This window comes from Pseudomonas sp. B35(2017) (assembly GCF_002113645.1).
In the GTDB taxonomy this organism is placed as follows: Bacteria; Pseudomonadota; Gammaproteobacteria; order Pseudomonadales; family Pseudomonadaceae; genus Aquipseudomonas; species Aquipseudomonas ekonensis.
In genome coordinates this window covers 419760-437174 of the sequence record NZ_NEIZ01000002.1, presented here as the reverse complement: position 1 = coordinate 437174, position 17415 = coordinate 419760, and the positions used below count along the sequence as shown (strand labels likewise).

At 63.8% G+C, this 17415-nt stretch carries 12 protein-coding genes; 3 read left to right on the top strand and 9 right to left on the bottom strand.

The features are described 5' to 3' along the window. Window positions 1–151: 151 nt before the first annotated feature. Together CAG41_RS05545 and CAG41_RS05540 are read right to left on the bottom strand one after the other, a co-directional pair. Window positions 152–1762: an ATP-binding protein gene (locus CAG41_RS05545; protein WP_085578202.1), complete on the bottom strand. Its 1611-nt coding sequence runs from the start codon at window positions 1760–1762 to the stop codon at window positions 152–154. Beyond that, window positions 1759–2481, bottom strand: a complete 723-nt coding sequence (locus CAG41_RS05540) for a response regulator (RefSeq protein WP_085578203.1) — start codon at window positions 2479–2481, stop codon at window positions 1759–1761. Before CAG41_RS05540 ends, CAG41_RS05545 begins: the two co-directional genes overlap by 4 nt. Window positions 2482–3245: 764 nt before the next feature. Between CAG41_RS05540 and CAG41_RS05535 the strand changes: the two genes are divergently transcribed. Then, a complete protein-coding gene (locus CAG41_RS05535) occupies window positions 3246–6149 on the top strand; it encodes a ribonucleoside-diphosphate reductase subunit alpha (RefSeq protein ID WP_085578204.1) in 2904 nt (967 codons plus the stop codon). Between the two features lie 154 nt (window positions 6150–6303). On the opposite strand, the gene CAG41_RS05530 is transcribed toward CAG41_RS05535, so the two are convergent. From CAG41_RS05530 to CAG41_RS05500, 7 genes are all read right to left on the bottom strand, one after another. Beyond that, a complete protein-coding gene (locus CAG41_RS05530; protein WP_256582520.1) occupies window positions 6304–10821 on the bottom strand; it encodes an S-layer family protein in 4518 nt (1505 codons plus the stop codon). A gap of 258 nt (window positions 10822–11079) precedes the next feature. Then, window positions 11080–12411, bottom strand: coding sequence for a flagellar hook protein FlgE (gene flgE, locus CAG41_RS05525; protein WP_085706768.1), 1332 nt, complete (start codon window positions 12409–12411; stop codon window positions 11080–11082). Between the two features lie 30 nt (window positions 12412–12441). Beyond that, entirely contained in the window at window positions 12442–13167 is a 726-nt protein-coding gene (gene flgD / locus CAG41_RS05520) for a flagellar hook assembly protein FlgD (RefSeq protein ID WP_085578206.1), read from the bottom strand. Window positions 13168–13182: 15 nt separating this feature from the next. Beyond that, the gene (gene flgC / locus CAG41_RS05515; RefSeq protein ID WP_085578207.1) at window positions 13183–13626 is read right to left on the bottom strand and encodes a flagellar basal body rod protein FlgC; all 444 of its coding nucleotides are present in this window, start codon (window positions 13624–13626) and stop codon (window positions 13183–13185) included. 3 nt (window positions 13627–13629) lie between these two features. Continuing rightward, a complete protein-coding gene (gene flgB, locus CAG41_RS05510; RefSeq protein WP_085578208.1) occupies window positions 13630–14037 on the bottom strand; it encodes a flagellar basal body rod protein FlgB in 408 nt (135 codons plus the stop codon). A 223-nt stretch (window positions 14038–14260) separates the two neighbouring features. Continuing rightward, window positions 14261–15088, bottom strand: coding sequence for a protein-glutamate O-methyltransferase CheR (cheR, locus tag CAG41_RS05505; protein ID WP_085578209.1), 828 nt, complete (start codon window positions 15086–15088; stop codon window positions 14261–14263). A gap of 47 nt (window positions 15089–15135) precedes the next feature. Further along, the gene (locus CAG41_RS05500) at window positions 15136–16068 is read right to left on the bottom strand and encodes a chemotaxis protein CheV (RefSeq protein ID WP_085578210.1); all 933 of its coding nucleotides are present in this window, start codon (window positions 16066–16068) and stop codon (window positions 15136–15138) included. Window positions 16069–16150: 82 nt separating this feature from the next. Between CAG41_RS05500 and flgA the strand changes: the two genes are divergently transcribed. Both flgA and flgM read left to right on the top strand, forming a co-directional pair. Further along, entirely contained in the window at window positions 16151–16912 is a 762-nt protein-coding gene (gene flgA, locus CAG41_RS05495; protein ID WP_085578211.1) for a flagellar basal body P-ring formation chaperone FlgA, read from the top strand. A 150-nt stretch (window positions 16913–17062) separates the two neighbouring features. Next, window positions 17063–17389 carry a flagellar biosynthesis anti-sigma factor FlgM gene (flgM, locus tag CAG41_RS05490; RefSeq protein ID WP_085578212.1) on the top strand — a complete coding sequence of 109 codons (327 nt, stop codon included), beginning with the start codon at window positions 17063–17065 and terminating at the stop codon, window positions 17387–17389. The last annotated feature ends 26 nt before the right edge of the window (window positions 17390–17415 follow it).

Genomic DNA, 17415 nt, shown 5'->3' with positions numbered 1-17415 from the left:
ATTGTCCGGTGCCATCCATCAAACGGTGGGAGCCAGCCTGCTGGCGATGACGCCGTTGAGGACAATCGGTGCAATGCCATGCCTGCAGACACTGTCACACAGTGTGGGAGCGGGCTTGCCCGCGATGACGATGGCACCGTCACCGCAGGACTCAGCGCCGTTCCTGATTGCGCGGCCAGCTCAGGCTGAAGCACGCCCCGCCCAGGCTCTTGCTCTTGCCGATCAGCGCCCGGCCATCGTGCCAGTGGATGATCCGCCGCACGATCGACAAGCCCAGCCCATGCCCGCCGGACGCCCGTGTGCGGCTGTCGTCCAGGCGCAGGAACGGGGTGAAGATCTTCTCCCACGCCGCCTCCGGCACACCGGGCCCATCGTCCTCGACGTCCACCCGGCAGCGCAGCTGGCCCACCTGATAGCTCACCGTGACCTTCGAGCGCGCATGCCGCATCGCGTTGCGCACCAGGTTCTGCAGCGCCCGGTGCAGGTAGCGCGGCTCGGCCTCGACCCAGGCATCGTCGCAATCGGCCGCCGACAGGCACAGCCCGCGCTGCACCGTGACCTCGGCGCGCAGCGGCGCCAGCTCGGCGATCACCTGATTGACCAACGCATCAAGGTCGATGCGCTGGAAGGTCAGCGCCGGCGAGCCTTGCTCCAGCCGCGCATAGGTCAGCATCTCGTCCACCAGCTTGTCGAGATCCTCGATGTCGTGGTCCATGCCTTCGCGGTATTTCTCCAGCGCCTGCGGGGTGGTGGCCGAGCCGATCATCTCCAGCCCGAAGCGCAGGCGCGCCACCGGCGTGCGCAACTCATGGGACACCGCACGCACCAGCTCGCGCTGGATGGCCAACAGCTGCTGCAGGTGCTCGGCCATGCCGTTGAACGCCGCCGCCAACTTGCCCACCGAGTCGGCGCCCCGCGCCGGCACGCGGGTCTCCAGGCTGCCCTTGGCGATGCGCGTGGCCGCCGCCTCCAGGCCGCGCAGGCGCCGTTCGAGCTGACGCACCAGCAGATAGACGATCAGGCCGATCAGGGTCAGCCCGAGGGCGGCGATCAGCACCAGCCATTCCGGTGGATAAGGGTTCATCTGGTACAGCGGGCCGATCTCCAGCACCCACGGCGTGCCGACCATGCCGGCGAACACCCGGATCGAGTCGCCGCCCTTGCCCAGCGCCATTACCGTGTCGCCCTCGGCCACGCGGCGGCTCTGGTCTTCGTCCATGTCGGCGTCCTGCACCGTGACCAGCCGCAGGTCGAAGCCGAAGCCCTTGTCGTCCTTCAGTTGCGCCAGCCGCTTGGGCTGGTCGCCCACCGGCACCCGCACCAGTTCGTCGGCCAGCAGATAGATAGTCGCCCGCGCCAGTTGCTCGCTGATCTGCTGCACGTCGCCGGTGAGCACCAGTTGCTCCTTGTCGCTGACCAGCCGGTAGACCCGCGCGGCGTGCGGCCCGGTCTGCTCCACCAGGGCCTGGCCGCGCAGCACGCGGGTGCGCTGGGTCAGGTCAAGGTCGGTCTGGGCGAAGGTCTTCAGCGCCAGGGGAATGCCCAAAAGCCGCTCCCACACCAGCAACGCGCGGTGGCGCTCGGTTTGGTTCATCGGCTGCAGGTTGTCGGCCATCAGCGAAAAGGTGCCATGGGCCAGGCGCTCGCGGTACTGCTCGCTGCGCACCTGATTGAGCAGGTGCAGGGCCAGCACGCCGAGCACCGCCACCAAAATCAGCGCGGCGCACATGCCGCCGTAGATGCGCAGGAAGATCGAATTCACAGCGGCAGTTCTGCGCAGGCTTCCGGCACGAACAGGTAGCCTTTGCTGCGCACGGTCTTGATCAGCCGCGGATGGTCCGGGTCATCGCCGATCTTGGGGCGGATCCGCGAAATGCGCACATCGATCGAACGGTCCTGGCCGTCGTAGCCGATGCCCCGCAGCGCGGTGAAGATTTCCTCCCGGGACAGGATCCGCCCGGCGTTGGACACCAACAGCCAAAGCAGGTCGAACTCGGCGCTGGTCAGCTCGATGCCGCTGTCGCCCAGCCAGGCCTCGCGCAGCGCGCTGTCCACCACCAGGGGGCCGAACTGCAGGCGGCGCGCCTTCTCCGCCGCCGGCTCCGGCGCTTCGCTGCGCCGCAGCAACGCCTGGATGCGGGCCAGCAGCAGGCGCGGGCGCACCGGTTTGCAGACGTAGTCGTCGGCGCCCAGGTCCAGGCCCAGAATCTGGTCGGCGTCATCGGTGCGGGCGGTGAGCATCAGGATCGGCCCGTCGTAGCGGTCGCGCACCTTGCGGCAGATGCTCAGGCCGTCTTCGCCCGGGAGCATCAGGTCGAGGATCACCAGATCCGGCTGCTCCTTGACGATCCGCGCCGCCGCCAGGGCGCCGTTGCCTTCGATCTCCACCCGCAAACCGTTGGCCTGCAGGTATTCGCGGGTCAGTTCGGCCAGACGCTGGTCGTCCTCGACTATCAATACCTGCCAGGCTTCTTGCTCCACGGGTGACCTCTGCTTGCCGATGCTGCCGATAAAGGAAGGGGTTTCCCGGCGGGGAAACCATCAGGATCCTCCCGTCTTTTTGTCATGTTTGGGGAGGATAAGAATGCTAGCGCACGGGCCGATTGTATAAACGTCGACCGGCGAGAACACAAGTCGGCAAATGCGTCTGGACACGCTGCCTTTTTGTGATAGGGTTCGCGCCCTCAAAAATTTGCCGGCGTCATTTTTTGCGGCGGAAAACAGTGACAAACGGTCTGGCCCGGCAGGTTCGCGGCCTACACGCGATTTCTCGTTTTCCCACACAATTTACGCACAGGGTTATCCACAGGTAGTACGTTGCAATCCCTCCCCCAAACGCATTATCTTGTAGCCCGCGCGCAAAAAAACCCTAGATGTTGGGGTTGGCGCCCAAAACCCAAACACAAACCCGGCAGTGAATTCAAGGCTTTTTATTGCCATTGTCAGGTTGAACCAAACGTATTTTCAGAAGCCCAAACCGCGCCTGCGGATGGCAACCGTTTTTCAGCCGTTCACGGCGATGACGGTACGGGAGTTGCAGTCCGGAACTGCCCCCGGAACGGAATGCGGTTTCACGCGCACCGCGCGTGACCGAAGACTTCGGCATGGAAGCGGCGCCCACAAGGCCCCCTTCCTGAACTGTCCCGAAGTCGTTATGCCCGGCGCTTGCCGGCTGTAGTGCTTCAGGACGGAACGGTGGGCACCGAGACGGTGCCCAAACAAACATAGAGAACGTGGAGACACCCATGCAAACCGACACAACTCGCGAGAACCCGCAGGGCACCTTGCCGCAGGCCGCCGATTCGAATTCGGATCTGGCCGCCACCGCGCCTGGCCAACTGCGCGTGATCAAGCGTAATGGCACTGTCGTTCCTTACACCGATGACAAGATCACCGTCGCTATCACCAAAGCGTTCCTCGCAGTTGAGGGCGGCACCGCTGCCGCCTCGTCGCGAATCCACGACACCGTCGCCCGCCTGACCGAACAGGTCACCGCGACCTTCAAGCGCCGCATGCCGTCGGGCGGCACCATCCACATCGAAGAGATCCAGGACCAGGTCGAACTGGCCCTGATGCGCGCCGGCGAGCAGAAAGTCGCCCGCGACTACGTGATCTACCGCGACGCCCGCTCCAAGGAGCGCGCCACCCGCACCACCGCCGAAGCCCCGGTGCAGGCTCACCCGTCGATCCGCATCACCCGTGCCGACGGCAGCCTGGCGCCGCTGGACATGGGCCGCCTGAGCACCATCGTCAGCGAAGCCTGCGAAGGCCTGGAAGAAGTCGACGGCGAACTGATCCAGCGCGAAACCCTGAAGAACCTGTACGACGGCGTGGCCCTGAACGACGTCAACACCGCCCTGGTGATGACCGCCCGCACCCTGGTCGAGCGTGAGCCGAACTACTCGTTCGTCACCGCTCGCCTTTTGATGGACACCCTGCGCGCCGAAGGCCTGGGCTTCCTGGGCGTCGCCGAGAGCGCGACCCACCACGAGATGGCCGACCTGTACGCCAAGGCCCTGCCGGCCTACGTCGCCAAAGGCATCGAGTTCGAACTGCTGAACCCTGTGCTGGCCGACTTCGACCTGGAGAAACTGGGCAAGGCGATCAACCACGAGCGCGACCAGCAGTTCACCTACCTGGGCCTGCAGACCCTCTACGACCGTTACTTCATCCACAAGGACGGCGTGCGCTTCGAACTGCCGCAGATCTTCTTCATGCGCGTGGCCATGGGCCTGGCCATCGAAGAGAAGCAGAAAGAAGACCGCGCGATCGAGTTCTACAACCTGCTGTCGTCCTTCGACTACATGGCGTCGACCCCGACCCTGTTCAACGCCGGCACCCTGCGTCCGCAGCTGTCCAGCTGCTACCTGACCACCGTTCCGGACGACCTGTCGGGCATCTACGGCGCGATCCACGACAACGCCATGCTGTCCAAGTTCGCAGGCGGCCTGGGCAACGACTGGACTCCGGTGCGTGCGCTGGGCTCGTACATCAAGGGCACCAACGGCAAGTCGCAAGGCGTCGTGCCGTTCCTCAAGGTGGTGAACGACACCGCCGTGGCCGTGAACCAGGGCGGCAAGCGCAAGGGCGCTGTCTGTGCGTACCTGGAAACCTGGCACATGGACATCGAAGAGTTCATCGAGCTGCGCAAGAACACCGGTGACGACCGTCGCCGCACCCACGACATGAACACCGCCAACTGGATCCCGGACCTGTTCATGAAGCGCGTCTTCGACGACGGCAAGTGGACCCTGTTCTCGCCGTCCGAAGTGCCGGACCTGCACGACCTGACCGGCACCGCCTTCGAAGAGCGCTACGAGTACTACGAAGCCCTGACCGAGTACCCGGGCAAGATCAAGCTGTTCAAGACCATCCAGGCCAAGGACCTGTGGCGCAAGATGCTCTCGATGCTGTTCGAGACCGGCCACCCGTGGCTGACCTTCAAGGATCCGTGCAACCTGCGCAGCCCGCAGCAGCACGTGGGCGTGGTGCACAGCTCGAACCTGTGCACCGAGATCACCCTGAACACCAACAAGGACGAGATCGCGGTCTGCAACCTGGGCTCGATCAACCTGCCGAACCACATCGTCGACGGCAAGCTGGACACCGCCAAGCTGCAACGCACCGTGAACACCGCCGTGCGCATGCTCGACAACGTGATCGACATCAACTACTACTCGGTGCCGCAGGCGAAGAACTCCAACTTCAAGCACCGTCCGGTGGGCCTGGGCATCATGGGCTTCCAGGACGCGCTGTACCTGCAGCACATCGCCTACGGCTCGCAGGAAGCGGTCGAGTTCGCCGACAAGTCGATGGAAGCCGTCAGCTTCTACGCGATCCAGGCGTCCTGCGACCTGGCCGACGAGCGCGGCGCCTACGAGACCTTCGAAGGCTCGCTGTGGTCCCAGGGCATCCTGCCGCTGGACTCCCAGCAGATCCTGATCAAGGCCCGCGGCCAGAAGTACATCGATGTGGACCTGAACGAATCCCTGGACTGGGCACCGGTTCGCGCCCGTGTGCAGAAAGGCATCCGTAACTCCAACATCATGGCCATCGCACCGACCGCCACCATCGCCAACATCACCGGCGTGTCGCAGTCGATCGAACCGACCTACCAGAACCTGTACGTGAAATCGAACCTGTCGGGCGAATTCACCGTGATCAACCCGTACCTGGTGCGCGACCTCAAGGCCCGCGGCCTGTGGGACTCGGTCATGATCAACGACCTGAAGTACTACGACGGTTCGGTGCAGCAGATCGAGCGCATCCCGGCGGAGCTCAAGGCGCTCTACGCCACCGCGTTCGAAGTGGACACCAAGTGGATCGTCGACGCCGCCAGCCGCCGCCAGAAGTGGATCGACCAGGCTCAGTCGCTGAACCTGTACATCGCCGGCGCCTCGGGCAAGAAGCTGGACGTGACCTACCGCATGGCTTGGTACCGTGGCCTGAAGACCACCTACTACCTCCGTGCCCTGGCCGCGACCAGCACCGAGAAGTCGACCATCAACACCGGCAAGCTGAACGCGGTGTCCGCGGGCGGCAACCACGGCGACGACGCTGTCCTGGCGGCACCGACCGCACCGGCAGGTCCTGCTCCGGTGCCGAAGGCCTGCGCCATCGACGAGCCGGATTGCGAAGCTTGCCAATAAGCTGAGCGCCTTCAGGCGTTGCGAGACGCCTGAACGAACAACCCCCGACAGACCTTCGGTTTGCCGGGGGTTTTCTTTGGGCGCAGGAAAAACGGGCCACAAAAAACGGCGAAGCCCCTTCAGGCTTCGCCGTTTCCTTTGCCGCTACGGGGTATCAGACCATGAACGACTCGGTCATCGCCTGCCCTACGACCGGAATGGTGAAGCTGTCACCGTTGGCGGTCGTGAAGGTCTCGATGGTGGCGGAACCGGCGTACCAGTCGGCCAGCACCACCGCGTTGCCCTTGTAGCCGGCGTTCCAGTCGGACGCCTTGTAGATGTAGGCATTGACGCCGTCGCTCGCGATGAACACATCCGCTTTGGACTGGATGTTCGACAGCACGACCTGATCGCCGCTGGAGCTGCCGTCATCCTTGATCACGAAACGTCCCCCCGTCCCGGTCACCTTGTAGGTGTCGGCGCCTTCTCCGCCGAAGGCAAAACCGTTGCCGACCATGATCAAGGTGTCTACGCCCGCGCCACCGAACAGCTGGTAGCCCGGCCCTTCGCCCACCATCGCGTCGTTGCCTTCGTCACCGTAGGCGATGCCGGCGTAGACCGTGATGCTGTCATTGCCGGCGTCACCGTGAAGGATACTGCCGCGGTCGTTGCTGGCGCTCCACATGTCGTCATCGCCGTTGCCGCCGAACAGCATGTCCGCTTCCGCCGGACCGCTGCGGTCAGGGCCGTTGAACGCAAACGGCTCGTACTTGCCGCCGTGGATCGTGTCATGGCCGTCGCCGCCGCGGATCACGTCATTGCCCGCACCGCCATAGAGCTCGTTGTTCAGGGCATTGCCGGTCAACGTATCGTCGAAGGCCGAACCGTGCAGGCCTTCGATGTTGACCAGCACGTCGCCGGTGGCGTCGCCGCCGGTCACGGTGTTGGCCAGCAGGTCGATCTGCACCGCCGCCGAGCTGCCCAGGTACCAGGCCGCGTCGGCGCCCGCGCCGCCGTCGATGTAGTCGGCGCCCTTGCCGCCGATGAACGTCTCGACGCCGGCCGTGCCGATCAGCGTGTCGTTGAACGCGGTGCCTTCCCAGTTCTCGATGTTCAGGTAAGTGTCGCCGGCCGCAGCCCCGGTCAGCGGCTGGCTGAGATCCAGCGTGATGGCCGAGCTTTCGAACGCAAAGCTGACAGTGTCACGTCCGTAGCCGCCGTCGAAGATGTTGGCCTGGTCGTTGCCCATGAAGGTGTCGTCGCGACCCGAGCCGACGATCTTCTCGATGCTCTGGAAAGTGTCGCCCTTGGCGATCGCCGTGTGCTCGCCGGTCTTGAGGTTGACGACCACGCCCACCGGGCCGATGTCTTCATAGCTGACGGTGTCGAAGCCGTCGCCGCCGATGAAGGTGTCGCCGCCGTCGCCGCCCATCAGCACATCGTTGCCGGCACCGCCGGTGATGACGTTGTCCAGCGCGTTGCCCCGGGCCAGGAAGGTGCCGGTGCCGGTGTAGGTCAGACGCTCGATGCCAGCGTTCATGACGTAGAAGGCCTGGTTGGTGCGCACCTCATCGTTGCCGCCGTCGGCCAGCTCGATGATCGAGCCGAACGTGGCATTGTTGAGGATGTAGACGTCGTCGCCGGCGCCGCCCTGCACGGTGAAGGAGCCCGAGTTGGCGTTGCTGACGAATACGTCGTTGTTGGCCGAACCGATGATCTTCTCGATCCCGGTGAAACTGTCGCCTTCGGCGTCGCCGCCGGCACCGGTGCCGGCTCCGGCGCCGGTGGCGCCCAGGGTCAGGGTCACGCCCTGTGCCGACTGCGAGTAGTCCGCCACGTCGACGGCCGTGCCGGCGCCGCCGTCGAAGCGGTCCGCGCCGCTGCCGGACATGAACGTGTCGCCGTACTGCGAGCCGCGGATCAGCTCGATGTCGGTATAGGTATCGCCTGCGGCGATGCCGCTGTGCACCCCGGTCTTGAAGTTGAGCGTGACGGCCGCGCCGCTGTCTTCGTAGCTGACGGTGTCGGTGCCGGCGCCGCCGATGAAGCGGTCGGCGCCTGCGCCGCCCATCAAGGTATCGTTGCCGGCGCCGCCGGTGATGATGTTGTGGGAGGCGTTGCCGCGACCGGTGAAGTTGCCGGTGCCGGTGTAGGTCAGGCGCTCGACCTCGGCGCTCAGCGTCATGTTCGCCAGCGTCGTGCGCACTTCGTCGTTGCCGCCGCCGGCGGTCTCGACGATGGTCTGGAAGGCCGGGCCGTTGATGATGTACAGGTCGTCGCCCGCACCGCCCTCCAGGGTGAAGGCCCCGGCGCCGGTGGTGAACACATCGTTCTGGGCCGAACCGACGATCCGCTCGATGTTGGTGAAGGTGTCGCCCTGGGCGTCGCCGCCCTGCCCGCTGCCCGTGCCGACCGTGGTGAGGGTGATGTTGACGGCCTGTTCGGAGGTCGAGTAGTCGACGGTGTCCACGCCACCGACGACGCCGCCGTCGAAGATGTGCGCCTCCAGCCCGCTGACGAAGGTGTCGCCGAACTTGCTGCCGCGGATGATCTCGATGTCGGTGAAGGTGTCGCCGGCGGCGATGCCCCCATGGACGCCGGTCTTGAGGTTGACCGTCACGCCTGCTGCGGTGCTGTCTTCGTAGCTGACGACATCGGTGCCGGCGCCGCCGATGAAGCGGTCGCCGCCGGCGCCGCCCATGAGCAGGTCGTTGCCGGCGCCGCCGGTGATGATGTTGTCCGAGGCGTTGCCGCGGCCGGTGAAGTTGCCGGTGCCCGTGTAGGTCAGGCGCTCGACTTCGGCCGACAGCGTCAGGCTGGCCTGATTGGTGCGCACTTCGTCGTCGCCGCCGCCCGCCGATTCGATCACCGCCGCCGAGCCGTTGCCGTTGATGACGTAGACGTCGTTGCCGGCGCCGCCGCTGAACGTCGTGGAGCCGGCCGTCACGGTGAACACGTCGTCGAAGGCCGAGCCGTAGAAGCCTTCGATGTTGCTGAACAGGTCGCCTTGGGCGTCCCCGCCCGAACCGCTGCCGGCGTTGCTCGCCACGGTCAGGCTGACGCCCTGGGCAGAACCGGCGTAGCTCACGGTGTCGGTGCCGGTGCCGCCGTCGAAAGTGGTGGCGCTTTCATCGGCGACGAAGTTATCGGCGTAACTGGAGCCGCGGAACACTTCGATGCCGCTGAACGTATCGCCCGTGGCGATGCCGGTGTGGACGCCGGTCTTGAGGTTGACCGTCACGCCGACGCCCGAAACGATGTCTTCGTAGCTGACGGTGTCGATGCCCGCGCCGCCGATCAAACGGTCCGCGCCGGCACCGCCGATCAGCAGGTCGTTGCCCGCGCCGCCGGTGATGATGTTGTCGCCGGCGTTGCCGCGGCCGGTGAAGTTGCCGCTGCCGGTGTAGGTCAGGCGCTCCACTTCGGCGCTCATGTTCATGCTGGAAAGGTTGGTGCGAATCTCGTCGTCGCCCCCGCCGGCCAATTCGAGGGCCCCCGCACCGCCGGCGCTGTTGATGATGTAGATGTCGTTGCCGGCGCCGCCGGTGGACGACGCGTTGCCGGACGTGATGGTGAAGACGTCATCGTAGGCCGTGCCGATGTACGACTCGATGTTGCTGAACATGTCGCCTTGGGCATCGCCGCCGGAGCCGGTGCCGGTGGTGCCCGTCACGGTCAGGTTCACCGCCTGGTCGGACAGGGCGTAGCTCACGCTGTCGTAGCCGACGGCACCGTCGAAGGTGTTGGCCGACGCATCGGCGAAGAATTTGTCGTGGTAGGTGGTGCCGCGGATGACCTCGATGCTGTCGAACGTGTCGCCCTTGGCCAGCCCGGTGTGCTCGCCGGTCTTGAGGTTGACCGTCACGCCTAGGCCGGAGTTGTCGTCTTCGTAGCTGGCGGTATCGATGCCCGCGCCGCCGATCAGACGGTCCGCGCCGGCGCCGCCGATCAGCACGTCGTTGCCCGCGCCGCCGGTGATGATGTTGTCGCCGGCGTTGCCGCGGCCGGTGAAGTTGCCGCTGCCGGTGTAGGTCAGGCGCTCGACTTCGGCGCTCATGCCCATGCTGGACAAGCTTGTGCGGATCTCGTCGTCGCCGCCGCCCGCCAGTTCGCTGACACCGGAGAAGGTGGCGCTGTTGATGATGTAGACATCGTTGCCGGCGCCGCCGCTGAAGGATCCGCCGCCGGACGTCACGGTGAAGACATCGTCGTAGTCCGAGCCGATGACCACCTCGATGTTGCTGAACGTGTCGCCCTGGGCGTCGCCGCCGGTCCCGCTGCCGACACCGCCTGCCATCGTGATGTTCACGGCCTGCTCGGAGAGGGCGTAACTCAGGGAGTCATAGCCGTTGCCGCCATCGAACGCGTAGACGTTGCCGTCGGCGACGAATTTGTCGTGGTAGGTCGTGCCGCGGATGACCTCGATGCCTTCGAAGGTGTCGCCCAAGGCCAGCCCGGTGTGCACACCGGTCTTGAGGTTGACCGTCACGCCCGCACCCGATACGTCATCTTCGTAGCTGGCCGTGTCGGTGCCGGCGCCGCCGATCAACCGGTCAGCCCCCGCCCCACCCATCAGCACGTCGTTGCCGGCGCCGCCATCGAGGATGTCGTCGCCCGCCATTCCGCGGATCTGGTCATCTCCTGCGGTGCCCACCAGATTGTCAGGGCCGTTGGAGCCATTAATTACCGCCATTGCATCTTCCTTGTGTATGTTGTGGAAACTACGGTGAAACAGGGAATGAAGCTTCCTGATTTCCATATCGCCAAGCCGTGTCCTGGCTCAATGAAGCAGGTGAAAGCGTTTTTGACACGTACGTGCCGGATGCGGCGGGAGTGCAAAAATCAAACCAAGAATCCGACGAACGGCAGTCAGTTGTTCTATAGACGATTTCGGCAGGCATAAAAAAACCGGCGCCACTGGCGCCGGTTCTCTTGTTGCGATCAACCCGGATCAGGTCATCTGAATGATGGTCTGCATGATGGTGCTTTGGGTCGAGATGGTCTTGGCGTTCGCCTGATAGTTGCTCTGGCCCTTGATCAGGTCCACCAGCTCGTTGGTCAGGTTGACGTTCGACTCTTCCAGCGAGTTGGATGCCACTTCGCCCAGGGTACCGGTCTTCGGTGCGTCGTAGCCCGGGATGCCCGAAGCGTAGGTCTCTCTCCAGGCGGTGCCGCCGACAGGCTGCAGGCCCTGTTCGTTGGTGAAGCTGGCCAGCGCGACCTGGCCGATGGCCTTGCTCTGGTTGTTGCTGAAGTTGGCGAACAGGGTGCCGGTGCCGTCGATGGTCAGGTTGGTGATCTGGCCGGTGGCGTAGCCGTCCTGGGTCGGGATCGAACGGGCGGTGTCGGCGTTGAACTGGGTGGTCTTGGCCATCGAGATGGTGATGCCCGCCGGGTTGGCCGCCGCGCCGTTGGCCTTCCAGACGCCGTTGGTCACGGTGCCCGGCACCCAGCCAGTGAGTTTCAGGTCGCTGCTGATGATCGGCGCGCCACCGGACGGGTTCGGGGTGCTGACCTGAGTCAGTTTGCCGGCGGTGTCGAAGGACATGGTCGAAGCCACCGGTGGAGTGGTCTTCGGATCGCTGCCGGTGGCGTCCGGGTTGCGGCCGTCCACCAGGGTGTAGACCTTCCAGGTGTTGGCGCCGGTCTTGACCATGTACTGGTCCATGACGTGGGAGTTGCCCTGGCTGTCGTACACCGGGGTGCTGAACGACTTGGTGTAGGACGCCGTATTGGTCGGATCGAACGGCACGCCCGTTGTCGCAGTATCGTCGATCACCGGCGCGGTGGAGTTCAGGTTGATGGTCGAGGTCACCAGCGAGGTGGACTTCGGCGCCAGGTTCGAGGTGTCGATCTTCAGGTCGGTCAGCACGCCGTTGATGATCTTGCCGTTGGCGTCCACACCGTAGCCTTGCAGGCGCGAGGTGTAGTCGGTGTTGGTGATGAAGCCGTCCTTGTCGACCTTGAACGTGCCGGCACGGGTGTAGGTGATCGAACCGTTGTTGCTCAGGGTGAAGAAGCCGGAACCGTTGATGCCCATGTCCAGCACGTTGCCGGTGTTGCTGATGTCACCTTGGGTGAACTGCTGGGACACGTTGGCCAGGCGCACGCCGTTGCCGATGACCTTGCTGCCGCTGCCCAGGCGGGTCGACGAGTAGACGTCGGCGAATTCGGCGCGGGAGGACTTGAAACCGGCGGTCGCGACGTTGGCGATGTTGTTGCCGGTCACGTCCAGTTGTTTGTTGGCTGCATAGAGACCGCTGAGGCCGATGTTAAAAGACATATTTCACTCCTTTGTGCCGGTGGGTCGGCTCTATATACCAATGGTTTGTACTTTGGACAGGGCGACGGTGCCCTTGCCGGACAGGTTGAGCATCAGCTCGCCGCCGGTCTGGCTGATCGTCACGCTGGTGACGGTGGCCGGCAGGTAGGTCGCCAGGTCCGTCGCCGTGCCGTTGATCGGGGCATTGGCCTTGACGGTGTAGGTGCCGGCGGCGACCAGGTTGCCGTCCTTGTCCTTGCCGTCCCAGGTGAAGCTCGCATTGCCTGCGGCGCGGCTGCCCAGGTCGATGGTGCGCACGGTCTTGCCGGCGCTGTCGGTGATGGTGACGGTGCCGCCGGCGATCGACGAGGTGACGTTGACCGAACCGGTCATGCCTTTGCTCGGGTCGTCGAGCTGCACGGTGTTGGTCTGCACAATCACGTTGCGGCCCACCAGCGACGAGGCCTGCAGGGCCTGCGACGAGTTGTAGTTGCCGGCCAGCGAACTGACGGTGCTGTTGAGGGTGGTGATGCCTTCAAGGCTGCTGAACTGCGCCAGCTGGGCCACGAACGCGCTGTTGTCCTGCGGGTCCAGCGGGTTCTGGTTCTTCAGCTGGGTCACCAGCAGTTGCAGAAACGCGTCCTTGCCCAGGGCTTTGCCGCCGGTCGAACTGTTGGTGGCCGAAGCGATGCCATCGGCGGTCGAACTGGTCTTCTTCGACGAGTTCGCCAGGATGTCGTTCAGGCTCAGGCTGCTGGTGGTATCGGTAACGCTCATGGCAGTCGCCCCTTATCACTGACCGAGGGTCAGAACCTTCTGCATCATGGTCTTGGCGGTGTTCATCATTTCCGCGTTGGTCTGGAACGAACGGCTCGCGGAAATCATGTCGGCCATCTCTTCCACCACGTTGACGTTCGGGTAGTAGACGTAGCCCTTGGCGTCGGCCGCCGGGTGGTTAGGCTCGTAGCGCGCCTCCAGGTTGCTCTGGTCTTCGACCACGCCCAGCACCTGCACGCCCTGGCCTGCGGCGTCCTGGTTCTGGAACAGGGAGTTGCCGCCGGAGCTCTGCTCGCCCTGGAACATGGTGGCGAACACCGGGTGACGGGCGCGGTAGGTCTGGTCGATGCTCGACGAGACGGTCTCGGCGTTGGCGATGTTCGACGCCACGGTGTTCAGGCGGGTGTTCTGTGCGCTCATGCCGCTGCCGGCAATGTTGAAAACGCTGGACAGGGACATGGATTACTCTCCGCGCAGGGCCGATACCAGCCCTTTGAATTTGCTGTTGAGCAGGGTGAAGCTGGCCTGGAAGCCGACCGCGTTCTGCGCGTAGTTCGACTGCTCCAGTTGGGCGTCCACGGTGTTCTGGTCGATCGACGGCTGCATCGGCGTGCGGTACATCAGCGACTCGTCGCCGTTGCCCAGGCCTTCGGCCTCGATGTGACGGCTGTTGGTCATGTTCAGGGCGAAGGTGCCGTTGGCGTTCTTCTGGCTCTGGGCCTCCAGCACCTTGGAGAAGTCCAGGTCCCGGGCCTTGTAGTTCGGGGTGTCGGCGTTGGCGATGTTGTTGGCCAGCACCTCGGCGCGCTGGGCGCGGAAGCCCAGAGCCTTTTCGTGGATGCCGAGCGCTTTGTCGAAGCTGATGCTCATGTCGGGAACCTTCAGGTGACCGGAGTTTTTCGTAATCGGGTTATAGCAAGCGGCATGCCAATTTATAAAAGCCCCGGATTACGGGGCCTTGCCGACCAACGGCAAGGCGGCAATGCCAGAAAAGCGGCAACGGGTTTCCGCCGCCTGCCGCTTTTCTGCCGCTTGAGGCACAAAAAAACGGGAGCCCTCGCGGACTCCCGTTTCTTGTGTCGCCATGTGCCGGTCACTTCGCCTGGTAGATGATCCCCGGGCTGCACTGCACCATCTGGTAATGGTCGGGCAGCCCGTTCAGCGCTTCGGAAGCGCCGAGGAACAGGTAACCGCCCGGCTTCAGCGTGCTGTGGATGCGCATCAGGATGTCTTTCTTCACCTCGGCGGAGAAGTAGATCAGCACGTTGCGGCAGAACACGATGTCGAACTTGCCGAGGCTGGCGTAGCTGTCGAGCAGGTTGAACGAGCGGAACTCCACCCGGCTCCTGATCGGCGCCTTGACCGCCCAGCGGCCCGGCCCCTTCGGATCGAAGTAGCGCTGCAGGCGATCGGCGGACAGACCGCGGCCGATGGCCAGGCTGTCGTACTCGCCGGTCTTGCAGTTGGTCAGCATGCTGCCGGACAGATCGGTGGCGACGATCTGCACGCCCATCTTCAGCTGGCCGATGTTGGTCCGCTCGAACTCGTCGATCGACATCGACAGCGAATACGGCTCCTGGCCCGACGAGCAGGCCGCCGACCAGATCCGCAGACGCTGGTTGGGGCTGGCCTTGATCGCCTCGGGCAGCACCTTGTTCTTGAGGACCTCAAACGGATAGGTGTCGCGAAACCACAGGGTCTCGTTGGTCGTCATGGCATCGACCACCTGCTCGCGCAAACCGCTGCGCGGCTGGGTCTGGATGCGCTGCACCAGCTCACCCAGGGACTTGATGCCTTGCTGCTCCATCAGTTTGTTGAGACGGCTCGACACCAGATACTGTTTGTTTTCACCGAGCAAGATGCCACAGGCTTTCTCCAGGAACACCCGGAACTGTTCGAAATCCAAATTACCCGTAGACAAATTGATGCCGCCTCTTAAATCGTGTTGACCGCCAAGGGCGAACGCCCCTAGCTGATATCTGCTGCTTTGATCCGGTCGACTACCCGGGATGCCAGGTCATCAGGACGGAACTTGGCCAGGAAGTCATCGGCACCGACCTTCTTGACCATCGCCTGATTGAACACACCCGACAACGAAGTATGCAGGATGATGTGAAGCTTTTGCATGCGCGGGTCGCTGCGGATCTCGGCCGTGAGGGTGTACCCGTCCATCTCCGGCATCTCGATGTCGGAGATCATCATCAGGAACTCTTCTTCCGGCTTCTTCCCTTCGTCGACCAGCTTGCGCAGGTAATCCAGCGCCTGCCGGCCGTCGTTCAGCGCCACCACCTCGACGCCCACCGTCTGCAGGCAACGCGTGACCTGCTTGCGCGCCACCGACGAGTCGTCGACCGTCAGCACCCTGAGCGACAACGCCTTGCTCTGGGTCTCGACGTCCACCACGCCGTGCGAAATCGCCTCCGGCGTCGGCGCGACTTCCGCCAGCACCTTCTCGACGTCGATGATTTCGACTAACTGATTGTCCACCCGAGTCACAGCGGTCAGGTAGTGATCGCGACCGGTGCCCTTGGGCGGCGGATGGATCTCTTCCCAGTTCATGTTGACGATGCGCTCCACCGAGCGCACCAGGAAACCCTGGGTCTTGGTGTTGTACTCCGTGATGATCACGAACGGACTGTTCTTGTCTTTCAAAGCCCCGGAACCGGTCGCCATCGCCAGATCAAGGATCGGAATGGTCGCCCCCCGGATATTCGCCACCCCGCACACGACAGGACTGGACTTGGGCATCAGCGTCAGTTGGGGACATTGCAGCACTTCCCGAACCTTGAACACGTTGATCCCGTAGAGCTGCTGACCGTCGAGACGGAACAACAGCAGCTCCAGGCGATTCTGCCCCACCAGTTGCGTGCGCTGGTTCACCGAATCCATTACACCAGCCATGCACAGACTCCTACGCCAACGCCAAGTGTTGTTGCGACGCACATTCGTTGCCAAACGGCACGGCGCTTGCTTTTTAACCCGTATGAACACTCAAACGACATTTTTTCGACGCCCGGCATCCCCGATCCGCAGATGGCTTTGCGCGGCGTCGGCCGTTTGCTTCTTTTTCGCTGGCAGCCCTGCCGTTGCTGATGCGGTTACCTTGCCTGACATGCTTATCGGCGTCACTCAAGGCTTTCTTGAATTCACCGTAGAAGACTATCTGGCCACCAGTCAAACGGAAGGCCGCTACGAAATCGAAGTCAACCAGCTCGACCCGCGCATGCGCATGCCTATGTGCGACAAGGAATTGACAGCCTCCCTGGAGAGTCCCGCACGTCCGCTGGGACGGGTGACGGTCAAGGTGCGCTGCGAAGGCGCATCCCCCTGGACGGTGTTCGTGCCCGCTCAAGTCCGCCTGTTTCGCGAGATCGTGACCACCACCCGTCCCCTCAAGCGCGCCGGGATCATCGAACCCCAGGACGTGACCTTGCGCGAGCGCGACGTGAGTCAGATCAACCAAGGTTTCCTGACGTCGGTGGATCAGGCGATCGGGCAGAAATTGACCCGACCAACGGTCGCCGATCAGGTGATCACGCTGGTGCACCTGGAGCAGGCGGAAGTCGTGCGCAAAGGCGATCAGGTGGTCATCACCGCCCGCAGCGGCACGCTGGCCGTGCGCATGCCGGGCGAAGCCCTGTCCAACGGCGGGCTCAAGGAACAGATCCGGGTGAAGAACCTCAATTCCCAACGGGTCATCAAGGCGCAGGTCATCGCGCCCGGCCAAGTGGAAGTGGCGATGTAGAAAACTGGCGCAGACCGCAGCCGTTCCCTAAACTGTGCCGCATCGGCAGACGTGCCGGCGCTTGCAGGCTCATTGACGAAAGGGCCTAAAGTTTTCCAGGGGATGGCCGAGAACATGGCAAGCGTCCAAATTCCCAGAGGTTTTTTTGACATGGTCATCGATTTCAGCCGTTTGAACAGCTCCTCGTCACTTACGGGCGGCACACGCACCAGCGCTCCCAAGGAAACCGCCGAAACCGGCGCTTCCGCACCGCTGAACGCCCCGGCCGAACAGGCCACTGCCGCAAAAAGCGGGGAATCGGTACACCTCAGCAATGAGGCTCAACAGTTGCAGAAGATCACTGACAAGCTGCGCGACCAGCCCGTCGTCGACAAAGGCCGGGTGGCCGAGTTGAAGGCGGCGATCGCCGATGGCAGCTACAAGGTCGACAGCAACCGTGTAGCCAGCAAACTGCTCAACTTCGAAGCCCAGCGCTAGGCCCCGGTCTGCGCCAGGCTTTTGGA